Source organism: uncultured Collinsella sp., from assembly GCF_959026545.1.
In the GTDB taxonomy this organism is placed as follows: Bacteria; Actinomycetota; Coriobacteriia; order Coriobacteriales; family Coriobacteriaceae; genus Collinsella.
The window spans coordinates 1-24,539 of record NZ_CAUFLV010000004.1 but is presented as its reverse complement, the minus strand read 5'-3'; the positions used below and the strand labels follow the sequence as shown (position 1 = coordinate 24,539).

Annotated in this window: 15 protein-coding genes; 9 read left to right on the top strand and 6 right to left on the bottom strand. The window is 63.2% G+C overall.

Translation table 11 applies throughout. The features are described 5' to 3' along the window. The first annotated feature begins 284 nt into the window (after nt 1-284). Together adhE and Q5Q88_RS02915 are read left to right on the top strand one after the other, a co-directional pair. Nucleotides 285-2,933, top strand: coding sequence for a bifunctional acetaldehyde-CoA/alcohol dehydrogenase (gene adhE / locus Q5Q88_RS02920; RefSeq protein ID WP_302741733.1), 2,649 nt, complete (start codon nt 285-287; stop codon nt 2,931-2,933). Nucleotides 2,934-3,055: 122 nt separating this feature from the next. After that, nucleotides 3,056-3,823, top strand: a complete 768-nt coding sequence (locus tag Q5Q88_RS02915) for a phosphotransferase family protein (protein ID WP_006722737.1) — start codon at nt 3,056-3,058, stop codon at nt 3,821-3,823. 95 nt (nt 3,824-3,918) lie between these two features. On the opposite strand, the gene Q5Q88_RS02910 is transcribed toward Q5Q88_RS02915, so the two are convergent. Beyond that, nucleotides 3,919-4,602, bottom strand: coding sequence for a thiamine diphosphokinase (locus tag Q5Q88_RS02910; protein ID WP_302741732.1), 684 nt, complete (start codon nt 4,600-4,602; stop codon nt 3,919-3,921). A 493-nt stretch (nt 4,603-5,095) separates the two neighbouring features. On the opposite strand from Q5Q88_RS02910, the gene glgB reads away from it, so the two are divergent. From glgB to Q5Q88_RS02875, 7 genes are all read left to right on the top strand, one after another. Beyond that, the gene (gene glgB, locus Q5Q88_RS02905) at nt 5,096-7,117 is read left to right on the top strand and encodes a 1,4-alpha-glucan branching protein GlgB (protein WP_302741827.1); all 2,022 of its coding nucleotides are present in this window, start codon (nt 5,096-5,098) and stop codon (nt 7,115-7,117) included. Nucleotides 7,118-7,223: 106 nt separating this feature from the next. Then, a complete protein-coding gene (locus tag Q5Q88_RS02900) occupies nt 7,224-9,650 on the top strand; it encodes a glycogen/starch/alpha-glucan phosphorylase (protein WP_302741731.1) in 2,427 nt (808 codons plus the stop codon). Nucleotides 9,651-9,786: 136 nt separating this feature from the next. After that, a complete protein-coding gene (locus tag Q5Q88_RS02895; RefSeq protein WP_302741730.1) occupies nt 9,787-10,935 on the top strand; it encodes a glucose-1-phosphate adenylyltransferase in 1,149 nt (382 codons plus the stop codon). Nucleotides 10,936-10,939: 4 nt separating this feature from the next. After that, entirely contained in the window at nt 10,940-12,049 is a 1,110-nt protein-coding gene (gene glgD, locus Q5Q88_RS02890; protein WP_152063054.1) for a glucose-1-phosphate adenylyltransferase subunit GlgD, read from the top strand. 150 nt (nt 12,050-12,199) lie between these two features. Continuing rightward, nucleotides 12,200-14,008: a glycogen synthase GlgA gene (gene glgA, locus Q5Q88_RS02885; RefSeq protein WP_302741729.1), complete on the top strand. Its 1,809-nt coding sequence runs from the start codon at nt 12,200-12,202 to the stop codon at nt 14,006-14,008. Nucleotides 14,009-14,180: 172 nt separating this feature from the next. After that, nucleotides 14,181-17,474, top strand: coding sequence for a 4-alpha-glucanotransferase (locus Q5Q88_RS02880; RefSeq protein ID WP_302741728.1), 3,294 nt, complete (start codon nt 14,181-14,183; stop codon nt 17,472-17,474). 156 nt (nt 17,475-17,630) lie between these two features. Then, entirely contained in the window at nt 17,631-17,861 is a 231-nt protein-coding gene (locus Q5Q88_RS02875; protein WP_302741727.1) for an FmdB family zinc ribbon protein, read from the top strand. 142 nt (nt 17,862-18,003) lie between these two features. On the opposite strand, the gene Q5Q88_RS02870 is transcribed toward Q5Q88_RS02875, so the two are convergent. From Q5Q88_RS02870 to metK, 5 genes are all read right to left on the bottom strand, one after another. Beyond that, nucleotides 18,004-19,419 carry an RsmB/NOP family class I SAM-dependent RNA methyltransferase gene (locus Q5Q88_RS02870; protein WP_302741726.1) on the bottom strand — a complete coding sequence of 472 codons (1,416 nt, stop codon included), beginning with the start codon at nt 19,417-19,419 and terminating at the stop codon, nt 18,004-18,006. Continuing rightward, nucleotides 19,412-20,338, bottom strand: a complete 927-nt coding sequence (gene fmt / locus Q5Q88_RS02865; protein WP_302741725.1) for a methionyl-tRNA formyltransferase — start codon at nt 20,336-20,338, stop codon at nt 19,412-19,414. Before fmt ends, Q5Q88_RS02870 begins: the two co-directional genes overlap by 8 nt. 2 nt (nt 20,339-20,340) lie before the next feature. After that, nucleotides 20,341-20,877, bottom strand: coding sequence for a peptide deformylase (gene def, locus Q5Q88_RS02860; protein ID WP_302741724.1), 537 nt, complete (start codon nt 20,875-20,877; stop codon nt 20,341-20,343). Nucleotides 20,878-21,131: 254 nt separating this feature from the next. Continuing rightward, complete coding sequence (gene priA / locus Q5Q88_RS02855) at nt 21,132-23,657, bottom strand: primosomal protein N' (RefSeq protein WP_302741825.1); 2,526 nt, start codon at nt 23,655-23,657, stop codon at nt 21,132-21,134. Between the two features lie 10 nt (nt 23,658-23,667). Beyond that, nucleotides 23,668-24,539 (bottom strand): methionine adenosyltransferase (gene metK, locus Q5Q88_RS02850; protein ID WP_302741723.1); only part of this gene is annotated, 872 nt, incomplete at its 5' end.

Sequence of the window (24,539 nt, the reverse complement as noted above, 5' to 3'; positions counted from 1 at the left end):
ATCAGGCGCTCCGGAATCCCGGGGCGCCTTTCTTTCTCACGAGAAGTCGCTTCCTCCTACGTCGCACCTTCCGTGCACATGTTGAAGTGCATCATACTATTTGAAGCGTTTCATTCATCACAATTCTGACACGTGCTCACCACAAATCTTGTCTTCCACCGCAATTGAAGCGTTTCATTCGACCGTTTACGGCTCAATTTCTACCATTCACGTTATTGGAACGCTTCATTACGCTACAGTACAAGTCGTTGGGTAAACCCGCTTCTCGTAAAGGAGAGAGCAGTATGGCGAAGAAACCTACCGTTGCCGCCGCCCCCGAAGTCGTAGATTCGATCGAATCCCTTGAGGCCAAGCTCGAGCTTATGCGCGAGGCCCAGGGGATTTTTGCTACCTACTCCCAGGAGCAGGTAGACAAGATCTTCTACGAGGCCGCGATGGCAGCCAACAAGGCCCGCATCCCGCTGGCCAAGATGGCCGTCGAGGAGACTGGCCGCGGTGTTCTCGAGGACAAGGTCATCAAGAACCACTACGCCGCCGAGTACATCTACAACGCGTACAAGGACACCAAGACCTGCGGCGTCATCGAGCGTGACGATGCCTACGGCATCACCAAGATTGCCGAGCCCATCGGCATCGTGGGTGCGGTCATCCCCACCACCAACCCCACGTCCACCGCGATCTTCAAGTGCCTTATCTGCCTGAAGACCCGCAACGCCATCATCATCTCCCCGCACCCGGCGGCCGCCAAGTGCACCATCGCCGCAGCCAAGCTCGTCCTGGAGGCCGCAGTCAAGGCCGGCGCGCCCGAGGGCATCATCGGCTGGGTCGACGTCCCCTCCATCGACCTTACCAATAAGGTCATGGCCGATGTCGACATCATCCTGGCCACCGGTGGCCCCGGAATGGTGAAGGCCGCCTACTCCTCCGGCAAGCCCGCCCTGGGCGTCGGCGCCGGCAACACCCCCGTCATCATCGACGACACCGCCGACATCAAGCTCGCCGTCAACTCCATCATTCACTCCAAGACCTTCGACAACGGCATGATCTGCGCTTCCGAGCAGTCCGTGACCGTTCTTGAGTCCATCTACAAGGAGGTCAAGGACGAGTTCGCCCGTCGCGGCTGCTACTTCGTCAAGAAGGGCGCCGAAATGGAGGCCCTGCGTGGCGCCATGTTCAAGAACGGAGCGCTCGACCACCGCATCCCCGGCATGCCCGCCGCCAAGATCGCCGAGCTCGCCGGCATCGAGGTTCCCGCCAAGACCAAGATCCTGATCGCCGAGGTCACCTCCACCGACCCCGAGAAGGAGGAGTTCTCTCACGAGAAGCTCTCCCCCGTCCTCGCCATGTACAAGGCCAAGTCCTTCCAGGAGGCCGTCGACAAGGCCGAGCACCTCGTGCTCGCCGGTGGCCCCGGCCACACAGCCTCCCTCTACGTGCACCCTGCGCAGGCCGAGAAGATCGCCCTGTTCGAGGACACCATGAAGGCCTGCCGCATCGTCATCAACACCCCGTCCTCCCAGGGCGGCATCGGTGACCTGTACAACTTCGGCATGAAGCCGTCCCTCACGCTGGGCTGCGGCTCCTGGGGTGGCAACTCCGTCTCCGAGAATGTTGGGGTGAAGCACTTGCTGAACGTCAAGACCGTGGCAGAGCGCCGCGAGAACATGCTGTGGTTCCGTGCTCCCGAGAAGGTGTACTTCAAGAAGGGCTCCACGCCGGTCGCGCTCGACGAGCTCGGCACCGTGATGGGCAAGAAGCGCGCCTTCATCGTCACCGACCAGTTCCTCTTCAAGAACGGCAACACCCGCGCCATCGAGGCCAAGCTCGACGAGATGGGCATCGCCCACGACTGCTTCTACGACGTCGAGCCCGACCCGTCCCTGCAGTGCGCACGCCGTGGTGCCGCCCAGATGGCGCTCTTCGAGCCGGACGTCATCATCGCCGTCGGCGGCGGCTCCGCCATGGACGCCGGCAAGATCATGTGGATGATGTACGAGCACCCCGAGTGCAACTTCGAGGATATGGCCATGGACTTCATGGATATCCGCAAGCGCGTCTTCACCTTCCCCAAGATGGGCGAGAAGGCATACTTTGTCGCCATCCCGACCTCCTCGGGCACCGGCTCCGAGTGCACCCCGTTCGCCATCATCACCGACAAGGACACCGGCATCAAGTGGCCGCTCGCCGACTACGCGCTGCTGCCGAACATGGCCATCGTCGACGTCGACAACGCCATGACCGCACCCCGCGGCCTCACTGCCGCTTCCGGCATCGACGTCATGACTCACGCCATCGAGTCCTACGTCTCCATCATGGCCTCCGACTACACCAAGGGTCTCTCCATGAAGGCGGCCAAGCTCGTCTTCGAGAACCTGCCCTCCAGCTTCGAGAACGGCGCCAAGGATCCGCATGCCCGCGAGGAGATGCACAACGCATCCTGCATGGCCGGCATGGCGTTCGCGAACGCCTTCCTGGGCCTCAACCACTCCATGGCCCACAAGCTCGGCGCCTTCCATCACCTGCCCCACGGCATCGCCAACGCCGTCATCCTGACCCGCGTCATGCGCTACAACGCCGCCGAGGCCCCGGTCAAGATGGGCACCTTCTCCCAGTACCCCTACCCCAACGCGCTCGCCGCGTACGCCGAGATGGCCCGCTACTGCGGCGTCGAGGGCAAGGACGACCGTGAGGTCTTTGAGAACTTCTGCGCCAAGCTCGAGGAGCTCAAGACCACCATCGGCATCAAGGAGACCATCGCCGACTACGGCGTGGACGAGGCCTACTTCCTCGAGTCCCTCGACGAGATGGTCGAGCAGGCGTTCAACGACCAGTGCACCGGTGCCAACCCGCGCTACCCGCTGATGAGCGAGATCAAGGAGCTCTACCTCGACGCCTACTACGGCCGTGAGCCCCAGGACTACGCCGTCCTGTAAGCGCATCCGCTTCCCGCCCGTTTGCCGCCGCTCACCCAACTCATCGCGAGCGGCGGCGCGGGCGTCCTAAGATGGTGTAGATCCATTGATGGCGTAGACCCATTCAGAAAGGAAGGCACACCATGAATCTGCCCGAGTCCAAGACCGTTATCGTCGAGCACTCCAACAAGAAGGTCTACGACCTGGGCGACAAGATCGCCAAGGTCTTCAACTCCAACAAGCCGGCTTCCGATGTCTTCAACGAGGCCCTGAACCTCGCCCGCATCTCCGAGTCCGGCATCCGCGCCCCGAAGGCCCTCGAGGTCTCCGAGGTCGCCGGTGAGGGTTGGGGCCTGCTCACCGAGAAGGTCCCGGGTGTGACGCTCGCCGACAAGATGGCAGCCGAACCCGCCAAGTTCTACGAGTACCTCGAGCAGTTCGTCGACCTGCAGGTCGAGATTCACGCCGAGCGCTCCCCGCTGCTCAACCGTCAGCGTGACAAGTACGCCCGTATGATCAACGGCCTCCAGCACATCAACGCCACCACCCGCTACAACCTCATGGAGCGTCTGGACGGCATGAAGAAGGAGTTCCAGATTTGCCACGGCGACTTCAACCCGAGCAACGTCATCGTGGCCGAGGACGGCCAGCTCTACGTCTGCGACTGGGCCCACGCGACTCAGGGCTCCCCTGCCGCCGACGCAGCCATGACCTACCTGCTGTTCGCCCTTAACGACAAGCAGCAGGCCGATGCCTATCTCGAGCTGTACTGCGACCGCGCCGACGTCCCGATGCAGGTCGTCCGCCAGTGGATGTCCATCGTCGCCGCCGCCGAGCTCTCCCGTAAGCGCACCGACGTCAACGATGAATTCCTCATGAGCTGGATCGACGTCGTGGACTACATGGGCTAACAGCCTGACAATCCGCGCGAGAACGCGTTCATGGCAACGGCCCCGGAGACAGACGCTCTCCGGGGCCGTTAGCTTTTCAAAACTACTTGCACGCGTCAGCGAATGAGATACGCCGCAATGGCGCCTTCATGGCAAGTCACTTCGGCATCATCCGTGACGATATTCGAGATGCCCAAATCACTCAACAACTCGACGCGTTTGTGATCGAGCTCCCACTCCATCCCCCGCTCGGATACGACCCCGACGGGACTCAGGCATACGAACGAGAACGTCGAACCCTGAAAGCCCGTCATCCGCCATGACGCGCCCGCCCTGAGCAGGCGACCGGAAAAGCCCTGTTCCTCGAGGCAAACCGGGCCGTCCCATCTCAAGATGCAGCCAAGTGCTGCGAGGGCGTGATCGGGCCGTCCCCCCGTCAGGCACGTGCACACCAGCTCAACGCTCCCCCAACGCGAATCGATCGCGCGAAGGGCGAGCGAAAGGTCGGTAAAATCCTTATACGGGTCATAACGTTCGACGGCCAAAACTTCAGAGGGCTCTCCCTCTTCGCACCGACGAACCGCCAACAGGCCGCGAGCGCCCACCGAGTCCGCGTCGCCGCAGAACAAGTCACATGGCAGTCCGGCATCCAGCACCGCATCGAGACCCCGATCCACTGCCACAACCAAATCGCAGCCGGCATACAGATGCTTGAGAAACACGGCATCGCAGGTCTGCGGTGAGCCTCCGACAAGAAGGACGCGCAACGCATCCGCTTGGGTTTCGAGGACACTGCTCATGCCTTTCATATAAGACCACCTGACGCATAGCATAATTACGGACAAATTGCCATCTTACCCAATATTTCGCGATCATGCGCGCGGCAAACGCAGCTCAAAACAGGCCCTTACAGTAGGTTGCTTATCAAACCCCTTGCTTACGGGGTATTTACCAAAAAGCCCAGCATGTCAAGCTAAAATGTGATTGTTTCACCCATGGGGCGATTTATACCGATTGCCGCATTCTTGTCTATTTTGTGATGAACGAGTGATACGGTAAGTATCGTCACTGGTTCCACATGCGTCGATGCGAGTGGAACGAACGCAGCACATCTGCGTCCCCTTCCGTCTAAGTACGCATGCCGAGCCCGAGACGTATCGTTGGTTTACGGCAGAACGCCGCGCATACGATCGGAAGGTTGAGATGGCCATCACATCGAAGACCGCCAATAAGACAGAGCGCAAGGCCCAAGGACTCGCCAAGGGGCCCGTTGCCGCTGCACAACCCAACCTCATGCTCACGGATGACGACATCCACCTGTTCGGAACCGGTATGTGGCAGCGGGCGTGGGAAAAGATGGGCGCCCACAAAGACGTTCAAGGCAACTCCGAAGGCTGGCTTTTCCGCGTTTGGGCCCCTCAGGTCTCAAGCGTGCACGTCGTCGGCGATTTCAACGGCTGGGACCCCAAGGCAACGCCGCTCACACGTGCCGCCAATAGCGATATATGGGAGACCTTCGTCCCCGGCCTTGAGCAGGGATCGCTTTACAAATACGTGATCGAAAACGATGCGGGGGAGCTCCTCTGGAAGGCCGACCCGTTCGGTTTCTACGCTGAGACTTGCCCTGGAACAGCATCCAAGCTCTGGGACCTCGGTGGATACACCTGGAAAGATGCCACATGGCTGAATCGCCGCGCCGAGCGCGACATCATGAAGAGCCCGCTCAACATTTATGAGGTGCACCTTGGCTCCTGGAAGCGCCATGGCAACGAACCGCAGGGCGAGCCACGCGAAGACGGCACCTGGCCCGGCCCCGGCGATCCGTTCCCGGCGCAACGCGGAACGTACTACACCTACGACGACCTCTCTGATGAGCTCGTGGCTTACGTCAAGAAGATGGGCTATACCCATATCGAGGTCATGCCCCTCTCCGAGCACCCCTTCGACGGATCTTGGGGATATCAGGCTACGGGATACTTCGCAGCAACCTCTCGTTACGGCACCCCCCAACAGCTCATGCACTTCGTCGACGCCTGCCACAAGGCCGGTATCGGAGTGATTCTGGACTGGGTTCCCGGGGGCTTTTGCGCCAACGCCGAGGGACTTGCGACCTTCAACGGCCGCATGCTCTTCGAACGCGAGATTCACCCCAACTGGGGCACGCACAAGTTCGATTTCTCCCGCCCCGAGGTTCGCAGCTTCCTCGTGTCCAACGCCCTCTTCTGGATCGAACAGTTCCATGTCGACGGCATCCGCATGGATGGCGTATCGAGCATGCTCTATCTCAACTTCGGCGTGGGCAACCCAGCGGACAAGAAGTTCAACAAATACGGCACCGAGGAGGACCTCGACGCCTCCGCGTTTATCCGCCAGGTCAACTGCGCTGTGGGCAAGGAATTCCCCGATGTCATGATGATCGCCGAGGAGTCCACCGCATGGCCCCTGGTCACCTATCCCGCAGAGGACGGCGGCCTGGGATTCCACCTCAAATGGGATATGGGCTGGATGAACGACACCCTGCACTACATCCAGTGCGACTTCCCTTGGCGCCCGGGCAACCACAGCCTGCTCACCTTCTCCATCATGTACGCCTTCTCGGAGAACTTTATCCTGCCGCTGTCGCACGATGAGGTCGTGAACGGCAAGTGCTCCCTGATCGGACGCATGCCGGGCGACGACTGGCGCCGCTTCGCCGGTCTGCGTACGCTCGCCTTCTACCAGATGACCCACCCCGGCGCCAAGCTCACCTTCATGGGTGACGAGATCGGCCAGCAGATCGAATGGCGCTACTACGAGTCCATCGAGTGGTTCCTCGCCAAGGATTTCGACGCCACCCACGGCGCTCAACAGCGCTTTATCGAGGCGCTCAACCACTTCTACACCAAGCAGCGCGGACTGTGGCAAAACGCCTATACCGAGCAGGGCTTCGAATGGATCGACGCCAACAACTCCGAGCAGTCCATTGTGAGCTTCGTGCGCCACGGCGATAAGCCGGCCGACGACCTGCTCATCCTGATCAACTTCGACCCGGCATCCTACGAGACCTATCGCGTGGGAACCCCGCGCGAGGGCGATTGGGAGCTCGTCTTCAATACGGACGAACCGACCTTTGGCGGATCCGGCTTTCCGGTGGTCGACATGGCCTCCTCCAAACCCGAGCCCTGGAACATGCGAGACAACTCAATCGAGATCGCCGTTCCCGGCCTCGCCGGCCTGGTCTACCGCCGTCGCCGCGCCTCCTCCTACAAGCCTCCCAAGGCAAAGACGCCAAAGACAAAGGCCGCGTCCAAAACCAGGACATCCCGCGCGAAGTAAGCACCGACTTCGGAGCACCTCGCGCCCACGATGACGCAACCGCACGCCGGGCCGATCGCGCGCGCTTGCGACTATCACCAACCCGGCCCCTTCTCGAAAGGAAACCATGGATAAGATCTACGAGAACAAAGAGCAGTTCATCGAGCAGTACCGCCAGCACGTGCGCGCACTGTCCGGCAAGGAGTTCGAGGATACGAGCGATATCGACCGCTTCACCGCGCTGGCCAACATGGTCGCCGGCGATGCCCGCGTCATTGCCACCAAAACCGACGAGCGCAACCGCACCGAGGGCAAGAAGCGTGTCTACTACTTCTCCATCGAGTTCCTCATCGGTCGCCTGCTCGATAACTACCTGCTGAACCTCGGCATTCGCGACCTCGTGGCCGACGCCATCGCCGACATGGGCGGCGATCTCGACGAGATCGAGCGCCAAGAGCCCGATCCGGCCCTGGGCAACGGCGGCCTCGGTCGCCTCGCCGCATGCTTCCTCGACTCGATGGCCCACGAGGGCATCGCGGGCTACGGCAACGGCATGCGCTATCGCTACGGCCTCTTCAAGCAGGAAATCGTCGATGGCCGTCAGGTCGAAGTAGCCGATGAATGGCTCTCCAAGGGCTATCCCTGGGAGGTCAAGCGCCCCGACAAGGCCGTTCGCATCGGCTTCGGCGGCTACGTCGTCTCACGCCAGGAGGGCGACCGCACCTTCTACTCCGTTGAGGGGACCGATGACGTCCTGGCCGTGCCTTACGACATTCCGATCGTCGGTTACGGCGGCGAGACCGTCAACAAGCTGCGCTGCTGGAGCGCCGAGCCCATCGACGACCATTTCGATCTCGACGCCTTCAACGCCGGCGACTACACCGGCGCCGACCGCGACCGTGCAAATGCCGAGGCCATCTCCGCCATCTTGTATCCCAACGACGCCGGCGAGCACGGCCGCCTGCTTCGCCTCAAGCAGGAGTACCTATTCGTTGCCGCGGGCATCCGCACCCTCCTCGACACCTTTGTGCGTGAGCACGGCAAGGCCTGGAACGAGCTGCCCCGCTATGTGGCCATCCATACCAACGATACGCACCCGGCGATGTGCGGACCCGAGCTCATGCGCATCCTCATGGACGAAGAGTGCCTGACCTGGGACGACGCTTGGGAGATCGTGACGAACACGGTGTCCTACACCAACCACACCATCCTGCCCGAGGCTCTCGAGAAGTGGCCCATCTCCACCTTCTCCACCCTGCTGCCCCGCGTGTACCAGATCATCGACGAGATCAACCGTCGCTGGCGCGAGAGCTTCGACATGAGCAAGCCCGAGAGCGCCGAACGACTGCGCGCGACCGCCGTCCTGTGGGATGGCGAGGTCCGTATGGCCAACCTGTCCGTAATCTGCAGCCACTCCGTCAACGGCGTCGCAAAGATCCACTCCGACATCCTCAAGACGAGCACGCTCAAGGACTTCGCGGCCATGCGCCCGGAGATGTTCAACAACAAGACCAACGGCATCAGCCATCGTCGCTTCTTCGCTGAGGCCAACCCCACCTACGCCAAACTCGTGACCGAGGCAATCGGCGACGGTTGGCTCGACGACGCCCGCGAGCTCGAGAAGCTCACCGCCTTCGAAGGCGACGCCTCTTTCCTTGAGCGCGTCGGCGCCTCCAAGCTCGCCAACAAGCAGCGCCTGGCCGACTACGTCAAGCGCGAGTGCGGGCTCACCATCGACCCGAACACGGTCTTCGACGTCCAGGTCAAGCGCTTCCACGCCTACAAGCGCCAGCTCCTGAACATCATGAAGGTCATGGACCTCTATAACCGTCGTCTCGCCGATCCGAATTTCAAGATTCAGCCCACCACTTTCATCTTCTCGGGCAAAGCCGCCTCGAGCTACACCTTCGCCAAGGAAGTCATCCGCCTGATCAACGGTGTGGCCGAGGTCGTCAACAACGACCCGCGCGTCAACGACGTCATGAAGGTCTGCTTCATCCCGAACTTCCGTGTCTCGAACGCCCAGCTCATCTACCCTGCCGCCGAAATCTCCGAGCAGATCTCCACGGCCGGCAAGGAGGCCTCCGGCACTTCGAACATGAAGCTCATGATGAACGGCGCCCTCACGCTCGGCACGATGGACGGCGCGAACATCGAGATCGTCGACCTGGCGGGCCGCGAGAACGAGGCGATCTTCGGCCTCACCACGCCCGAGGTCGACGCCCTGCGCGCCTCCGGCCAGTACTTCGCCTGGGATGTCGTCAACTCCGATCGCGCGCGCCTCGGCCGCATCATCGACCAACTCGTCGATGGCACCTTCGCCGCTCAATCCGGCAACTTCGAGAGCATCCATCATGAGCTCATGTTCAACAACGACTACGACCTGGTGCTCAAGGACTTCCACTCCTATGTGGACGCTTGGGAAAAGCTCACCGCGACCTATCCCGAGACCCAGGACTGGAACCGCCGCGCGCTGCACAACACCGCGATGTCCGGCTGGTTCTCCTCCGACCGAACCATCCGCGAATACCGCGACGAGATTTGGCACGCATAAAGGAGGTGCGGCGCGCTGGGAAACGGCCGGCGCACCAATAAGGCGACGGAGGCGGCGAAGACGGGGGCGCCGCCTCCGGACACGGATATCCCGCACAAGACATCCGCAACCATCCAACGGATAAAGGGAGAGATTGATGGCAAGCAAAGAATGCATCGCGATGCTCCTCGCGGGAGGCCAAGGCAGCCGACTGATGGCCCTCACCTCTAAGATCGCAAAACCGGCCGTCAGCTTCGGCGGCAAGTTCCGCATCATCGACTTCTCGCTGTCGAACTGCGCAAACTCCGGCATCGACACCGTGGGCGTGCTGACCCAGTACCGTCCGTACCAGCTCCATGAGTACATCGGCTCTGGCCGCGCGTGGGACCTCGCCGAGCACGGCAGCGGCGTTTCCATCCTGCCGCCCTACACCACGCAGGACGGCGGCGCATGGTATGCCGGCACCGCCGACGCGATCACGCAGAACCTCAATTACATCAAGAACCACGACCCCAAGTACGTGCTCATCCTGTCCGGCGACCACCTGTATCGCATGGACTACCGCAAGATGCTCGAGAGCCACATCCAACACAACGCCGACCTCACCGTCTCGGTCATGCCCGTACCGTGGGAGGAGGCCAGCCGCTTCGGCATCATCACCGCCGACCCCGAAGACGGTCGCATCGTGAAGTTCACCGAGAAGCCGGAGAAGCCCGATTCGAACCTCGCCTCCATGGGCATCTACATCTTCTCCACCGACGTGCTCGTGAGGGCACTCGAGGAGGATGCCGTTGACCAGCGCTCCAGCCACGACTTTGGCAACGACATCATCCCCAAGCTGCTCGCCGAGGGAAAGCGCCTGCACACGTACGAGTTCCATGGTTTCTGGAAGGACGTCGGCACCATCGCGAGCTTCCACGAGACCTCGATGGACCTGCTCGGCGACAACCCCGAGTTCGACCTGTTCGACAAGTCCTTCCCGGTCATGAGCAACGACTCGACCCGTCCTCCCCACTTCATCGGGCCCGAGGGTCGCGTTGACGACTGCCTCGTCTCCAACGGCTGCCGCGTCTACGGCACTGCGCGCCACTCGATTCTCTCCACAGACTGCGTGGTGGGCGAGCGCGCCATCGTCGAGGATTCCGTGCTGCTGCCGGGAGCCATCGTGAAGGACGGGGCGCACGTCGTGCGCGCCATCCTGGGTGAGAACGCCGTCGTGGAAGAGGGCGTCAAGCTCGGAAGCGTCGATATGACCAAGGATACCGCCGTCGTTGGAAACGACGTCGTCATCGGGAAGGGGGAATGATCCGATGATCAACCGCAAGGCCATCGGCTACATCACTGCCAACTACACGAGCAAAGAGCACAGCCACCTGCTTGAATGCCGTCCGCTCGCTTCCATCCCGTTCATGGGCCGCTACCGCCTCATCGACTTCCCGCTGTCCAACATGATGAACGCGGGCATCCGCACCGTCGGCGTGGTGCTTCCGGGCAATTACCGCTCGCTCGTCGACCACCTCGGCAGCGGACGCGAGTGGGAGCTCGATCGCAAGAAGGGCGGTCTGTTCCTACTCCAGGGCAGCGCTTACGGCACCGCCAAAAAGGGCATCCGCTTCCTGCTGCGCGACATCAACACCAACAAGATACTGTTCCAGCGCGCCAGCGAGCCCTACGTGGTCATGAGCGCGACCAACATCGTCTTCAACATGGACCTCTCCGCCGTCATCGATGCGCACGAGCGCAGCGGCTCCGGCGTGACGATGATCTACAAAAAGGCCGACCGCCAGCTCGAGGACGTCACCAAGCTCGACATCAACGAGAACGGCCGCGTCACCGACCTTAAGAGCGGCTGCGCCTACGGCGATAACCAGTTCCTCGACTGCTTCATCATCAACCGCGACCTGCTCCTCGAGCTTTGCGAGCAGTACGAGACGCTCGACTACCTCGACCTGTTCGACGCCATCCGCCCCGACTTCGGTCGCATCGACGTGTGCACCTACGAGTTCAAGGGCCTCGCCGTCGGCATGTTCAACGAGGAGAGCTATTACCAGCGGAGCATGGAAATGCTCAACCCCGACGTCATGCACCAGCTGTTCACGCACAGCCGCCCGATCATGACCAAGGCTCACGACACGCCGCCCGCGAAGTACAGCTCCGGCTCCAACGCCACCAACTCGTTCATCTCCGCAGGCTGCCGCATCGACGGCACCGTGCGCGGCTCCACCCTCTCGCGCGACGTCATCGTCGAGAGCGGCGCCTACGTGGCCAACTCCATCATCATGCAGGGTTGTGTCATCAAGCGCGGCGCGCGCGTCGAGAACGCCATCGTGGACAAGAACAACGTCGTGGAAGCCGGGACCGTCCTCACCGGTACGCCCGACAACGTGCTCGTGGTGCCCAAGGTCGCGATCGAGAATTAGGGCCGCACGCGCAGCCGACGCGCCCTGGCACACCAGGCGCGCATATGATAAATACGCCGCCTCGAGCACACGACTCAGGCGGCGTATCCGCACGGAATCACTGAACTCGACGCCGCGAAGCAACGCGCGCATCAAGAGATTGGCATCCATATGACCGAATCCCCCCAGCAGAAACTCCATGTCGCATTTGCCAGCGCCGAAGCCGCGCCCTTCGTGAAGACCGGCGGCCTCGGCGACGTGGCGGGCTCCCTGCCCCAGGCCCTCAAAGCCGCGGGCGCCGAGGTCGTCGTGCTCGTTCCGAAGTACGACACCATCGCCCAGGAGTACAAGGACCGCATGGAGCACCTGTGCGACTTCTATGTCCCGCTCGGCTGGCGCAATGAGTACTGCGGTATCGAGCGCCTCAACCACCGCGGCGTCGACTACCTGTTCATCGACAACGAGCGTTACTTCAGCCGTGGCTATCCGTACGGGTTCTTCGACGACGGGGAGCGCTTCGCCTTCTTCTCCAAGGCCATCGTCGAGACCCTCCAGTACCTGCCCGGGGTTCTGCACGGGTTTACATGCGACGTCCTGCACTGCAACGACTGGCACACCGCCATGGCCCCCGTGTTCCTGCGCGAGTTCTACCAGGCCTCGCCGTTCTACCAGAATATTAAGACGGTGTTCTCCATCCACAACATCGCGTTCCAGGGTCAGTACAGCTCCAAGGTGCTGAACGACATTCTGGGCCTGGCGCATATTCCCGCAGCTGCCTTCCAGCTCACCTGCGGTCCCGACGCCGTCAACTACATGCAGGGCGCCCTCAACTACACCGACGCCATCACGACCGTCTCCCCCACGTACGCCGAGGAGATCAAGACGAGCGAGTTCGGTGAGGGCCTCGATGGGATTCTGCGCCGCCGCGCACCGATTCTGCAGGGCATCGTCAACGGCATCGATACCGTGGGCTTCGACCCCGCCACCGACCAGCGCATCCCCGCGCAGTTCACCGCCAGCGACCGTTCCGGCAAGGCCGTTTGCAAGGCCCGCCTGCAAGAGGAGCTCGGTCTGGAGGTCCGCGATGACCGCCCCCTCATGGTCATGGTCACGCGACTCACCCGCCAGAAGGGCATGGACCTGGTCACGTACGCGCTCGACCGGATCCTTTCCAGCGGTGTCCAGGTGGCCGTGCTCGGCACCGGCGATACCGACTATGAGAACGCGCTGCGCTACTTCGAGGGCAAGTACCCCGGAACCATGGCCGCGCGCATCCAGTTCGACCCCGCGCTGTCCCAGCGCATGTACGCGGGCGCCGATCTGTTCCTCATGCCGTCCTTGTTCGAGCCCTGCGGCCTGTCGCAGATGATCGCCATGCGCTACGGCACCCTGCCCATCGTGCGCGAAACCGGCGGCCTGAAGGACACTGTCGCACCGTACAACCAGTTCACAGGCGAGGGCACCGGCTTCTCGTTCGCAAACTTCAACGGCGACGAGATGGCCGACACCGTCTTCCGCGCCACGCGCCTGTTCTGGGATGATCGCGACGCATTCAACAAGCTCGTGGACAACGCCATGGCCGCAGACTTCAGCTGGACTCGTTCGGCCGACGTCTACATGTCGATGTATCACAACCTGCGCCCCGACATCCCTCTGCCGCAACCCGAGACCGAAGCCGCCCCGACCGAAGAGGTAAAGCCCACCAAGGAAGCAAAGCCAGCCGAACCCGAGGTCGCTCCCGTTAAAGAGCCCGCAGCGACGCCCGTGAAGAAGCCCGCCACACGCAAGACGACGGCGCGCAAGACGACGACCGCCAAGGCCACGGCCCCCAAGACTGCCACCACAAAGGCAACCACCACGGCCGCCAAGACCGCGACCTCGGCGCCCGCAGCCGCCGCAACTCCCGCGGCCGAGCCCAAGCCCGCCACCCCGACGACCAAGGTCGTTCCCAAGGCAACCCACAGGGGCAAGCGCAAATAAGAGACGCGCGCACATCCAGCCGCGCTATACGGGCCGAGGGCGATATGCCCTCGGCCATTTTCATGTACAGGCGCCTCGAATCCCCAAAGGACACCCGACCGCCGGAAGTGAACCAACCCACTGCAACCTGTATAATGAACAGGCATTATCCGTTCGTTTAGTTAGCTGTCTCATGAGGCTTTTTCATAATTCCCGCCGATCGGAATATCGCGTGCCGTTTGGCGCTGTTGTTGCCGGAACCACCGTTCATCTCACATTGCGTGTCGAAGACGCCGATGCCAGATTCCTCAAAGGTGAAGTTCGCACATGGGTCGACGATCGCGGCGAAGAGCTCATCCCAATGACCCTCGGTGAATCCAACACCCTGGTAGCGTCCATCGACTGCTCCGAACCGTGCATCTTATGGTACAGCTTCCGCGTGACATGCACCGATGGGTCGATGCTCAAGGTCGGCGCGCGCGATGGCGCCACGGGCGGAGAGTCGGTCACCTATACCGACCGCGCAGACGTCCCCTCGTTCCAAATCACCGTGTATAAGCACCGCAAAACCCGTCCCGCTTGGTACGAGCGCGGCATCGTATACCAGATTTTCCCCGATCGTTACGCGCGCGACGAGCACTGGCTCGAGCGCGCCCAGGCCGTCGTCGACAAGCCCCGCAAGGGCCCTGGCAAGCACCTGGTGATGGACTGGGACAAACCGCCGGTATACGAGCGCAACGAGGACAAATCCATCAAGAGCTGGGACTTCTACGGCGGATCGCTCGAGGGAATCCGCCAGGACCTCCCCCGCCTGCACGCCATGGGCGTCACGACGATCTACCTCAACCCCATCTTCGAAGCGCAGAGTAATCACCGCTACGACACGGCCGACTACCTCACGATCGACCCCATGCTCGGAACCGAGGAGGACTTCCGTCGCCTCGCCCAAGACGCCGATGAGCTGGGCATCTCGCTCATCCTCGACGGCGTGTTCAACCACACGGGAGACGACTCCATCTACTTCAACCGCTTTGGGAACTACCCTGGCAAGGGCGCATGGCAGAGCGAGGACTCTCCCTGGCATGACGCGTATTGCTGGAACGAAGACGGAACATACAGCTCCTGGTGGGGCATCGAGAACATGCCCGACCTCAACGAGAAGTCCGATCGTGTACGCGAACTGCTACTCGGTGAAAACGGCGTGGTCCGCACCTGGCTGCGCGCCGGTGCACGCGGCTGGCGTCTCGACGTGGCCGATGAGCTCTCGGATGAGCTTATCGCGGACATCAAAGCAGCGGTGCTTGAGGAACGCCCCGACGGCCTGTTGCTCGGCGAGGTCTGGGAGGATGCATCTAACAAACTCGCCTACGGCAAGCTGCGCAAATACCTGCTGGGTGACGAGCTCGACTCTGCCATGAACTACCCGCTGCGCGATGCCATCCTGGGTTTTCTCGTTTACGGGGAGAACGCCTACCAGTGCGCCGAGCGCATCGAGACGCTGCGTGAAAACTACCCGCCCGAGGCGCTGGCCTGCTGCCTCAACCTGCTCGGCAGCCACGACAAGCCGCGCATTGCCTCCGTGCTCGGCGGCGGCCCCGACGAGTCCCAGCTGCCCGAGGAGGAGCGCGGTCGTTTCCGCCTCGACGAGAACTCGATGGGCCTGGCCAAGGGACGTTTCTGGCTCGCCACGCTCATGCAGATGACGCTTCCTGGCGTCCCCTCCATCTATTACGGCGACGAATACGCCCTCGAGGGCCTCTCCGATCCCGGAAACCGCCGCACGCTGCCCACACCCGACGCCGTGCATGACCGCGACATGCTCAACATGGTTCGCAACACCATCATGTTGCGCCGTGCACTCCCCTTCCTCGTTGACGGGACACTCGATGCGTTCGCGTACAACGACGATGTGCTGTGCTACCGCCGTCGCGGATCGGATGGCCAGGTCGCAAGCGTCCTCATCAATCACAGTCTGTCCGATGCGCGCTCCGTGCGCGTTCCCATCGAGGGGGATTTTGCCCTCGATCTCGTCTCGGGCACCGATCTCAAGCGAGGGGCCGATGGCTGCGCGGAGGTACGTCTATGGCCACTCGGATCGGCCGTGGTGTATTCCAGTAAGGAGCAGCGCCTTCAAAAGCCGCTCGAGCGCGGCGCCGGCGTCATCGCGCACATCACCTCACTTTCCAACGCAGGTCGCGCGGGCACCCTCGGCGCACCCGCTCGCCGCTTTATCGATCATCTCGCTGCCACCGGCCTGCGCTATTGGCAGGTCTTGCCGGTCAATCCCACAGACTCCTTTGGATCCCCCTACGCCGGACCGTCCGCCTTCGCGGGTAACCCCAATCTGCTGGAGGAGACGAGCACCGAGCTCAAACGAGCCTTCGAGCGCTTCAAGGCGGAAGGGGGCTTTACCAGCCAAGAGTTCTTCGAGTTCGCTCGCGAGAACGAGAGCTGGCTCGACCCGTACTGCGCGTTCATGGCCGTCAAGGACGCCATGAACGGCACCAGCCGACATAGCTGGCCCGACGAGCTGCGCCGCTACCACGTCGACATCTTCGCCGATGCACGCTTCGCCGATCGCGCCCGCTACCATGCCTTTGTCCAGTTCCGCTTTGAGCGCGAATGGACCGAGATGCTCGCTTACGCGCACGAGAAGGGCATTGAGATCGTCGGCGACATCCCGATGTACGTCTCGGACGATTCAGCCGACGCGTGGAGCGAACCCGAGATGTTCTCACTCGGCAAGGACGGCATGCCCTACGAGATCGCGGGAGTCCCGCCGGATCGTTTCTCGGCCACCGGACAGGTTTGGGGCAATCCCACCTACAACTGGGATCATATGCGCACAGACGGATACGTATGGTGGCTTGCCCGCCTGCGCCGCTCGTTCAAGCTGTACGACCGCGTGCGTCTCGATCACTTCCTGGGCTTCCATAACTATTTTGCGATTCCCGCAGGAGGTACCGGAGCCGATGGCACCTGGATGCCGGGACCGGGCATCGAGTTGTTCCAGCGTGCATTCGAGGAATTCGGACCGCTGCCGCTTATCGCCGAGGACCTGGGCATTCTCACTCCCGGCGTGCGCGCCCTGCTTGCAAGCTGCGGTTTTTTCGGAATGGACGTTCTGGAGTTCGCGGACTACGACATCCGTGAGCAAATCTGGCCGCACAATGAGAAGGTCCTCTACACCTCGACGCACGACACCTCGACGCTCGTCGGGTTCTGCCAGCGGTCGTTCTGCTCCGATGGCGACGAACAGGGCGCGCGTTACCTGGCGGGCGAAATCATGCGCCATGCGCTTGACAGCCCGGCGACGCTCGTCATGATGCAGCTGCAAGACCTGCTCTGCCTTGGCGACGATGCTCGCATGAACGTGCCCGGCGTGGCCGAAGGCAACTGGAGCTGGCAAGCCAATGAGGGCTTGATCTGCGACTACGAGCGCAAGATCGCAGGGGTGCTTTCCGAGACCGGACGTACGAGAGCATAAACCCCTCACATCGCACGAGACTCTTTTGGGTACAGTAACCATCGTGCGAACGAATACGCCCGAGCGCAAACGGGCGCCGCGCATCTCCCCTATCGGACACGACACGCGGTGCCTGCTTAGCGACGGGGAACAACAGCAAGGAAGGATGTCATCACCATGGCACGTTATGATTACCGCTGCACGTCGTGCGGAAGCGTCTTCGAGGTTGAGCACGGCATGACCGAGCGCCCCAAGGTCTTATGCCCCACCTGCGGAGGCTCCGCCGACAAGGTCTTCAGCGCCAGCGGGATCAAGTTCGAGGGCTCGGGCTTTTACAACACCGATCAGCGCGGCGGCGGCTCCTGCACCAGCGCGACCAACGGCAGCTGCAGCTGCTGCCAGGGCTAAACTGTCTCATTTGGGGACAGGTACAAATTGCAACAAATCAGCCGGGGGCAATGCCTCCGGCTGTTTTACATTGGGCATCGAGCTTGAAGCCTCAGCCCAAAAGGTCTCAATTTGTACCTGTCCCCATTTGAGACGTGGCGACTTAGACGCGGATGAAGCGGGCGCAGAAGTGGCCGTCGAAACCGCCCTGGTGCGGGTAGCTCTGGAAGGTCCCGATCGGAATCTCGTGTGCGGCGATGTCCTCGACAGCGCCCGAATACGCGGGGCCAGCGGCGGCAAGGGCATCGGACAGCGGCATGGGGGCAAAGCCCTCCCCTTCCGACGACCCGAGGAACTGGGTAACCACTTGGCTGTTCTCGGCACGCAGCACCGAACACGTCGCGTAGATGAGCTGCCCGCCAGCGCCAACGCGGCGCGCAGCCTCCCGCAGTAACTCAAGCTGAAGCTCGGGAAGGTCGCGATCGCACTCCTGAGGCGTGAGTCGCCAGGGGATCTCCCCATGGCGGCGCATGGTGCCCGTACCCGAGCACGGCGCATCCACAAACACGGTGTCGAACAGCGCGGTTCGACCCAGCTGCTCGTCATACGCGGCAAGACACGCGTCCAAGTCGGTGGCATCACCCGCGGCCGTAAAGATCTCCCCCAGCCCCGAGCACTCGATGCGCTGCGCATTCGCCTGGCATTTACCCTCGTACAAGTCGAGCGCAACATGCTCGTGATCAAGATTTCGGCGTTCGGCATGGGCGAGCATCATGAACGTCTTGGTGCCGCGACCGGCGCCAATCTCGAGGCAGGACCCCTCGCGCGTAACCGCGGCGGCAATGAGCTGCGCGTGATAATCGGAGGCGACGGCATCTGCATGTGCAAAGGCATTCGAACGCACGAGCTCACTCACGCGGTCGACCGTATACGCACCGGGAAGCTCCAACGATCGAGCGCCATCGGCGGCGAGGGCATCTTCTACCGCTTCGGAGCGCAACGGATTGACCTGCACCGCGATGGGAGCAGGCTCGAGCTGACACGCAAACATGGCTTGCGCGCGCCCCTCCCCCAGCGAGTCGACAATCCTACGCACGAGCCATGTGGGCAGGCCGGCGCGACGGGCACACGACACCATCGCGCGATGCTGCTCGGAAACATCCTCGGCAGCAAGGAAGGCCTCGGCGCCCTCGGCGACACGACGCAACACGGCATTGGCGAGGCCGGCGGCCCCATGAGCGCACATGCGCGCGAGCTCCACGCCCTGGCTCACCGCGACCTGCGGCGAAGTCCCCAGGTAGAGCAGCTCATACGCACCGATACGCAGCGCATCGCGCACGTCGGCGGCAAGCGAGCGCGGATCGTCGAGCACGCTGTTGAGAGAATCGTCCAGGCAACCGCTGCAACCCGTGACACCCAGTGCGAGGCGACGCGCAAAGGCGGCATCGCGCGTGTCGAGCGAAGCGGATGCGCAGGCGTCGGCGGCGAGCTCGCGAGCATAGCGCCCCGACTCGCGGGCGGCGATCAAAATGCGCAGGGCAACAAGGCGCCCCGGAGACAGTTTGGCCGTCTTACTCAAGGCAACCCCATGCCCCGTCATCCTCACGCTGGCCGGCGGCCCAGGACTTGGCGTCCATCTCGCGCTTACCATCCGGCTTGATTGAGATGAGTTCAAGCGAACCATCGGCGCAACCCATATAGACACGCCCGCCCTTCACGGTGAACGAGCCGGCTGCCACACTGGGCGAGGCGGCATCGACGGCTGCGGCGCGCATCACGCGCACGGGCTTGCCGGCGATCACGCAGCGCGCGGGCGCCGCGTTGGAGGAGGCCATAACGCGGCGGATGTTCTCCAGGGCCCCAGCAGCCGGATCGAGGCGCAGTTCCGCCTTGGCGATCTTGGCGGCATGCGTCACGAGCGACTCATCCTGCTCGGTCCAGACGGCCGAACCGTCCGCGATGGCGGGAAGCGTGCTCACCAGCAGTTCGCCGCCGAGCTCGGCCAACTCGGCCGTCAACTCATCAGCGGACTTGCCCGGGACCGGGCAGCTCGCCTGAGCGCAATACGCACCCGTGTCCACGCCGTGGCCGATACGCATGATGGACACGCCGGTCTCGGCATCACCCTCCAGGATGGAACGCTGGATGGGAGCCGCACCGCGCCAACGCGGAAGCAGCGAGGCGTGAACGTTCACGCAGCCGTGAGGGGCCATGGTGAGTACCTCATCGGGCAGGATGCAGCCGTAGGCGGCGACGCAGAAGATTTCGGCCTCGACGGCGCGCAGAGCGTCGAGCACCTCGGGCGTCATGCGATTGGCCTCCATCACGGGCAAGCCAAGCCCGAGCGCGGCCTCCTTGACCGGCGACGGCTCGAGCTTCTTGCCGCGCGAGCGCACGGCGTCCGGACGCGTGAGCACCAAGGCGACATCGTGGGCGGCAGCGAGCTTGCGAAGCGAAGGCACGGCGAAGGCGGGCGTACCCATAAAGACGACGCGCATGGCTACTCCGTCTCGCCCGGCTTTGCGCCACGAGCAAGCGCCTCTTGATACTGCTTCATAGCATGCATGCGCTGCTTGGGGAGCAAGCGCTCGAACATCGTCTTGCCGTGCAGGTGATCGATCTCGTGCTGAAGGCACACACAGAACAGGTCGCCGGCGGCCTCGTAGCGAATGCACTCGCCCTCGAGGTTATAGGCCTCGACCACCACGTGATCGGGACGGCTGATCTCGCAATTAATGCCCGGTATGGACAGGCAGCCCTCGTTGTAAGGCACGCGGTTGTCGGACTGCTCCACGATCACCGGATTGATGAGGACGTAGGGGTCGTAATCCTTCTCGGAGGTATACTCGGTGTCCACGATGGCGAGCTGGATGGTCTCGCCCACCTGCGGGGCGGCCAGGCCGCAGCCGCCGTTCTCGAACATCTGGACCTTCATGCGCTCCACGAGGGCACGCAGGTCGGAGTTGATCTCCTCGACCTCGGCGCACTCCTGGCGCAGACGCGGGTCCGGCGACAGCACGATACCGTTGATCTCCATGGTCTTCCTTTCGTACGCGGGCGCAAACCCGCACGTATTCACCGTGTTCTATAGTACCCGCATTGCCCGCCGAGGTGATGGGCGATATGTGCGCGCGAAGCATCTCCACCGGCCCCGCAGGCGCGAATGGCGCAAATGGGGACAGGTACAAATTGAGACATTCTGCCGTTTGCGAGCGGCGCCCAGCTGTCCGCCCCGTGGACGAGCAGCGTTTCGAAATGTCTCAATTTGTACCTGTCCCCATTTGGAACACGCTACATGAGGTCGTAGGCGTCGACGTCGACGGCGATGCTCACGCCGGGACGCGTGCCGGCGCGCGAGACCGCCGCGGAGAGAGCCCCGGACAGGTCGCAGCCGAGCGGTGCCTTGACGATGATGTGGAAACGATACCGGTCCTTGGCCCGCTCGATCACACACGGCGTGGGGCCCAAAATCTGCGGGCGGCTCAGCAGCTCGCGAGACGAAAACTCAACGCCGGCACTCCCCATCTCGACCACCGGGTGCAGCATGGGCGCCGCGTCCAAGCCAAACTCGACACGCAGTTCCTCTGCGATGCGCATGACCAACCCTCGAGCCGCGCGCTCATCTTTGCCCCACACCAGCACGTTGGCGAGCCGCACATACGGCGGGTACAGGGCCTCACGGCGCATGCCCAGGTCGTGCTCCGTGAACACAGAGCGGTCGTGCGTCTTGACCGCGCGGATGACCGGCTCATCGGGCAGGTACGTCTGGATGATCACGCGACCCGGGTCCTCTCCGCGACCGGCGCGACCGGCAACCTGTTCGAGCAGATCGAACGCGCGCTCCCCCGCACGAAAATCGGGCATCTTGAGGGCGTAGTCGGCGTTGATCACGCCCACGAGCGTCACCTCGGGGAAATCAAGGCCCTTGGCGATCATCTGCGTGCCGAGCAGAACCGCGCACTCGGCGGCGTCGAACTGCTCGAGCAGCTTTTGATGCGCGCCCTTGGTGCGCGTCGAATCGGCGTCCATGCGAATCACCGCCACGTCCTCGGGCAACAGCGCTCGCAGGGCGTCCTCAACCTGCTGGGTTCCCAGCCCCATTTTGGCGAGGTAGCGACTCCCACACTTGGGGCAAGCGCTGCCGTACTCGGGGTACGGCCGCACGCGATACGAGGAACCGCAGGTGTGACACTCGAGCGTGTGGGTGCGCTCATGGTAGGTGAGCGCCGTGGAGCAGTGTTTGCACGTGGGAACGCACCCGCACTCCCGGCACATGAGGAAGCTCGCAAACCCACGTCGGTTATGGAGCAGCACGGCCTTTTGGCGCCTCTCCACGACCTCGTCGAGCGCATCGAGCAGGGGCTTCGAGAAAATCGAACGGCTGCCGGAGGCGAACTCGCGCCTCAGGTCGGCCACGATAACCTCGGGAAGGCGCGCCGTACCGGGGCGCTCGGGCATCTCGACCCGGGCCCAGCGGGCGCCGCCGTGGCCACCGGTCTCACAGCGGGCGAGCGCCTCGGCCGACGGCGTGGCGGACCCCAGCACCAAGGCGCACCCATGGAGCTGCGCCAACTTGGCAGCCACCTCGCGCGCGTGGTAACGCGGGCTGCTTCCCTGCTTGTAGCTCTGCTCATGCTCCTCGTCGATGACGATGAGGCCGAGGTCGGCAAGCGGGCAGAAGAGCGCCGAGCGCGCGCCCACCACCACGCGGGCCGCACCCGAACGAACCATATCCCACTGGTCGAGGCGCTCACCCGCGGAAAGGCGCGAGTGAAACACCGCCACCGCGTCGCCGAAACGTGAGCGGAATCGACCCACAGTCTGCGCCGTGAGCGAGATCTCGGGCACGAGCACACAGGCCGAGCGACCATGTGCCAGAACGCGCTCGATGGCGGCCAGATACACCTCGGTCTTACCCGAACCGGTCACGCCGTCGACCAAGACCACATCACCGGACGCGGCCTCGGTCGCCCGTGCAATCGCGGCGAGGGCGTTTTGCTGCCCAGCCGTGAGCTCTTTGGGCGCGGATGCGTTTGCGGAGGAAAGCGTGGTGGAGCCCTCGCATCCGCGCCAACTGCGACGCTCCTCCACCGTCACCACGCCGCGCTTCTCGAGCGAGCGGATCGTGGCGGACAGGTCGCCGTTCATGAGATTGAGTTCGCGCGTGGTGACCGGACCACAGGAAAGCGCATCGATGAGCTGGCGCTGGCGCACCGCGCGCTCGGCGGGTTCGAACGACCGCCCCTCCTCGGTGAGGCTCACCCAACGCACGGTAACGGACGTGACGGTAGGCGGTTCATACGCATACGAGCCATCTTCCCGCCGCACGACCTTGCCGGCACCGCCCGGGGGCAGCAACAGGCGCAGGCACTCGGAAAGCGGCGCCACATATTCGCGGCTCATCCAAAACGCGAGCTCGGCAGAGGCGGCATAGAACGCCGGGGCGGCAACGACCTCGCGAACAGGCTTGATGCGGAATGGCTCGAGACCCTCCGCACCAGGGAGCTTTCCCAGCGACTCGGAGCGCGCGACAACGTACCCCGCCTCGACGCGCCGACCAAACGGAACGAGAACCGTGGCGCCCACCTGGCAGGCCTCGTCCAGCGCCTCGGGCACCCCATACGCAAAGGGCTCGGACAGCGCGCGAGCGGGGATATCGATCACCACGGAGACATAGCCTAAAACAGGCCCGGGCACTACCGGTGCACCACCTCCCTCGGGCGCGGCCCCTCCCAGGGGGCAAAGGGCGCCCGCTCGCGCAGACGCCCCCTGATCGACCGTATTCAGTTCGGGAAAGAGCGAATCCTGGCCCCTCATGCGAAATTGGCTACTCGGCCAGCCCGCAGGCGGCGCGGAGCTCAGCCACACGGTCGGTGCGCTCCCAGGTGAAGTCCGCGTCCTCACGGCCAAAGTGACCGTAGGCAGCCGTCTTCTCGTAGATGGGACGACGCAGGTCCAGGTCGCGGATGATCGCGCCCGGGCGCAGGTCGAACACGCGCTTGACGGCCTCGGTGATCGTGGCCTCATCGACGCGTCCGGTGCCGAACGTATCGACCATGATGGACAGCGGATAGCTCACGCCGATGGCGTAGGCGAGCTCGATCTCGCAACGCTCGGCCAAGCCGGCGGCGACCACGTTCTTGGCCACCCAACGAGCGGCGTACGCGGCGGAACGGTCCACCTTGGTGCAGTCCTTGCCGGAGAAGGCGCCGCCGCCATGGCGGCCCATACCGCCGTAGGTGTCGACGATGATCTTGCGGCCGGTGAGGCCGGTGTCGCCCATGGGGCCGCCTACCACGAAGCGACCGGTGGGGTTCACATAGAGGTCCGCGCCCTCCCACGGGATTCCGGCGGCCTCCATGACGGGCGCAATCACGTGCTCGCGCATATCGGCCTCGATGATGGACATGTCCTCGATCTCGGGCGCATGCTGCGTGGAGATGACGATGGTCTCGACGGCGACGGGCTTGCCGCCCTCGTAGCGCACGGTGACCTGGGTCTTGCCGTCGGGGCGCAGGTACGGCAACGTGCCATCGTGGCGCACCGCGGCGAGGCGCTCGGCCAGACGGCTGGACAGATAATGAGGCATGGGCATGAGCGTGGGCGTCTCGTTGGACGCGTAGCCGAACATCATGCCCTGGTCGCCCGCGCCGATGAGGTCGAGCGGGTCGGTGGTGCGGCCGGCCTGGGCGTCGAAGG

Coding starts and splice junctions, on each gene's coding strand:
- adhE (WP_302741733.1), top strand. CDS start 285: ATGGCGAAGAAACCTACCGTTGCCGCCGCCCCCGAAGTCGTAGATTCG.
- Q5Q88_RS02915 (WP_006722737.1), top strand. CDS start 3,056: ATGAATCTGCCCGAGTCCAAGACCGTTATCGTCGAGCACTCCAACAAG.
- Q5Q88_RS02910 (WP_302741732.1), bottom strand. CDS start 4,602: ATGAGCAGTGTCCTCGAAACCCAAGCGGATGCGTTGCGCGTCCTTCTT.
- glgB (WP_302741827.1), top strand. CDS start 5,096: ATGCTCACGGATGACGACATCCACCTGTTCGGAACCGGTATGTGGCAG.
- Q5Q88_RS02900 (WP_302741731.1), top strand. CDS start 7,224: ATGGATAAGATCTACGAGAACAAAGAGCAGTTCATCGAGCAGTACCGC.
- Q5Q88_RS02895 (WP_302741730.1), top strand. CDS start 9,787: ATGGCAAGCAAAGAATGCATCGCGATGCTCCTCGCGGGAGGCCAAGGC.
- glgD (WP_152063054.1), top strand. CDS start 10,940: ATGATCAACCGCAAGGCCATCGGCTACATCACTGCCAACTACACGAGC.
- glgA (WP_302741729.1), top strand. CDS start 12,200: ATGACCGAATCCCCCCAGCAGAAACTCCATGTCGCATTTGCCAGCGCC.
- Q5Q88_RS02880 (WP_302741728.1), top strand. CDS start 14,181: ATGAGGCTTTTTCATAATTCCCGCCGATCGGAATATCGCGTGCCGTTT.
- Q5Q88_RS02875 (WP_302741727.1), top strand. CDS start 17,631: ATGGCACGTTATGATTACCGCTGCACGTCGTGCGGAAGCGTCTTCGAG.
- fmt (WP_302741725.1), bottom strand. CDS start 20,338: ATGCGCGTCGTCTTTATGGGTACGCCCGCCTTCGCCGTGCCTTCGCTT.
- def (WP_302741724.1), bottom strand. CDS start 20,877: ATGGAGATCAACGGTATCGTGCTGTCGCCGGACCCGCGTCTGCGCCAG.
- priA (WP_302741825.1), bottom strand. CDS start 23,657: ATGAGGGGCCAGGATTCGCTCTTTCCCGAACTGAATACGGTCGATCAG.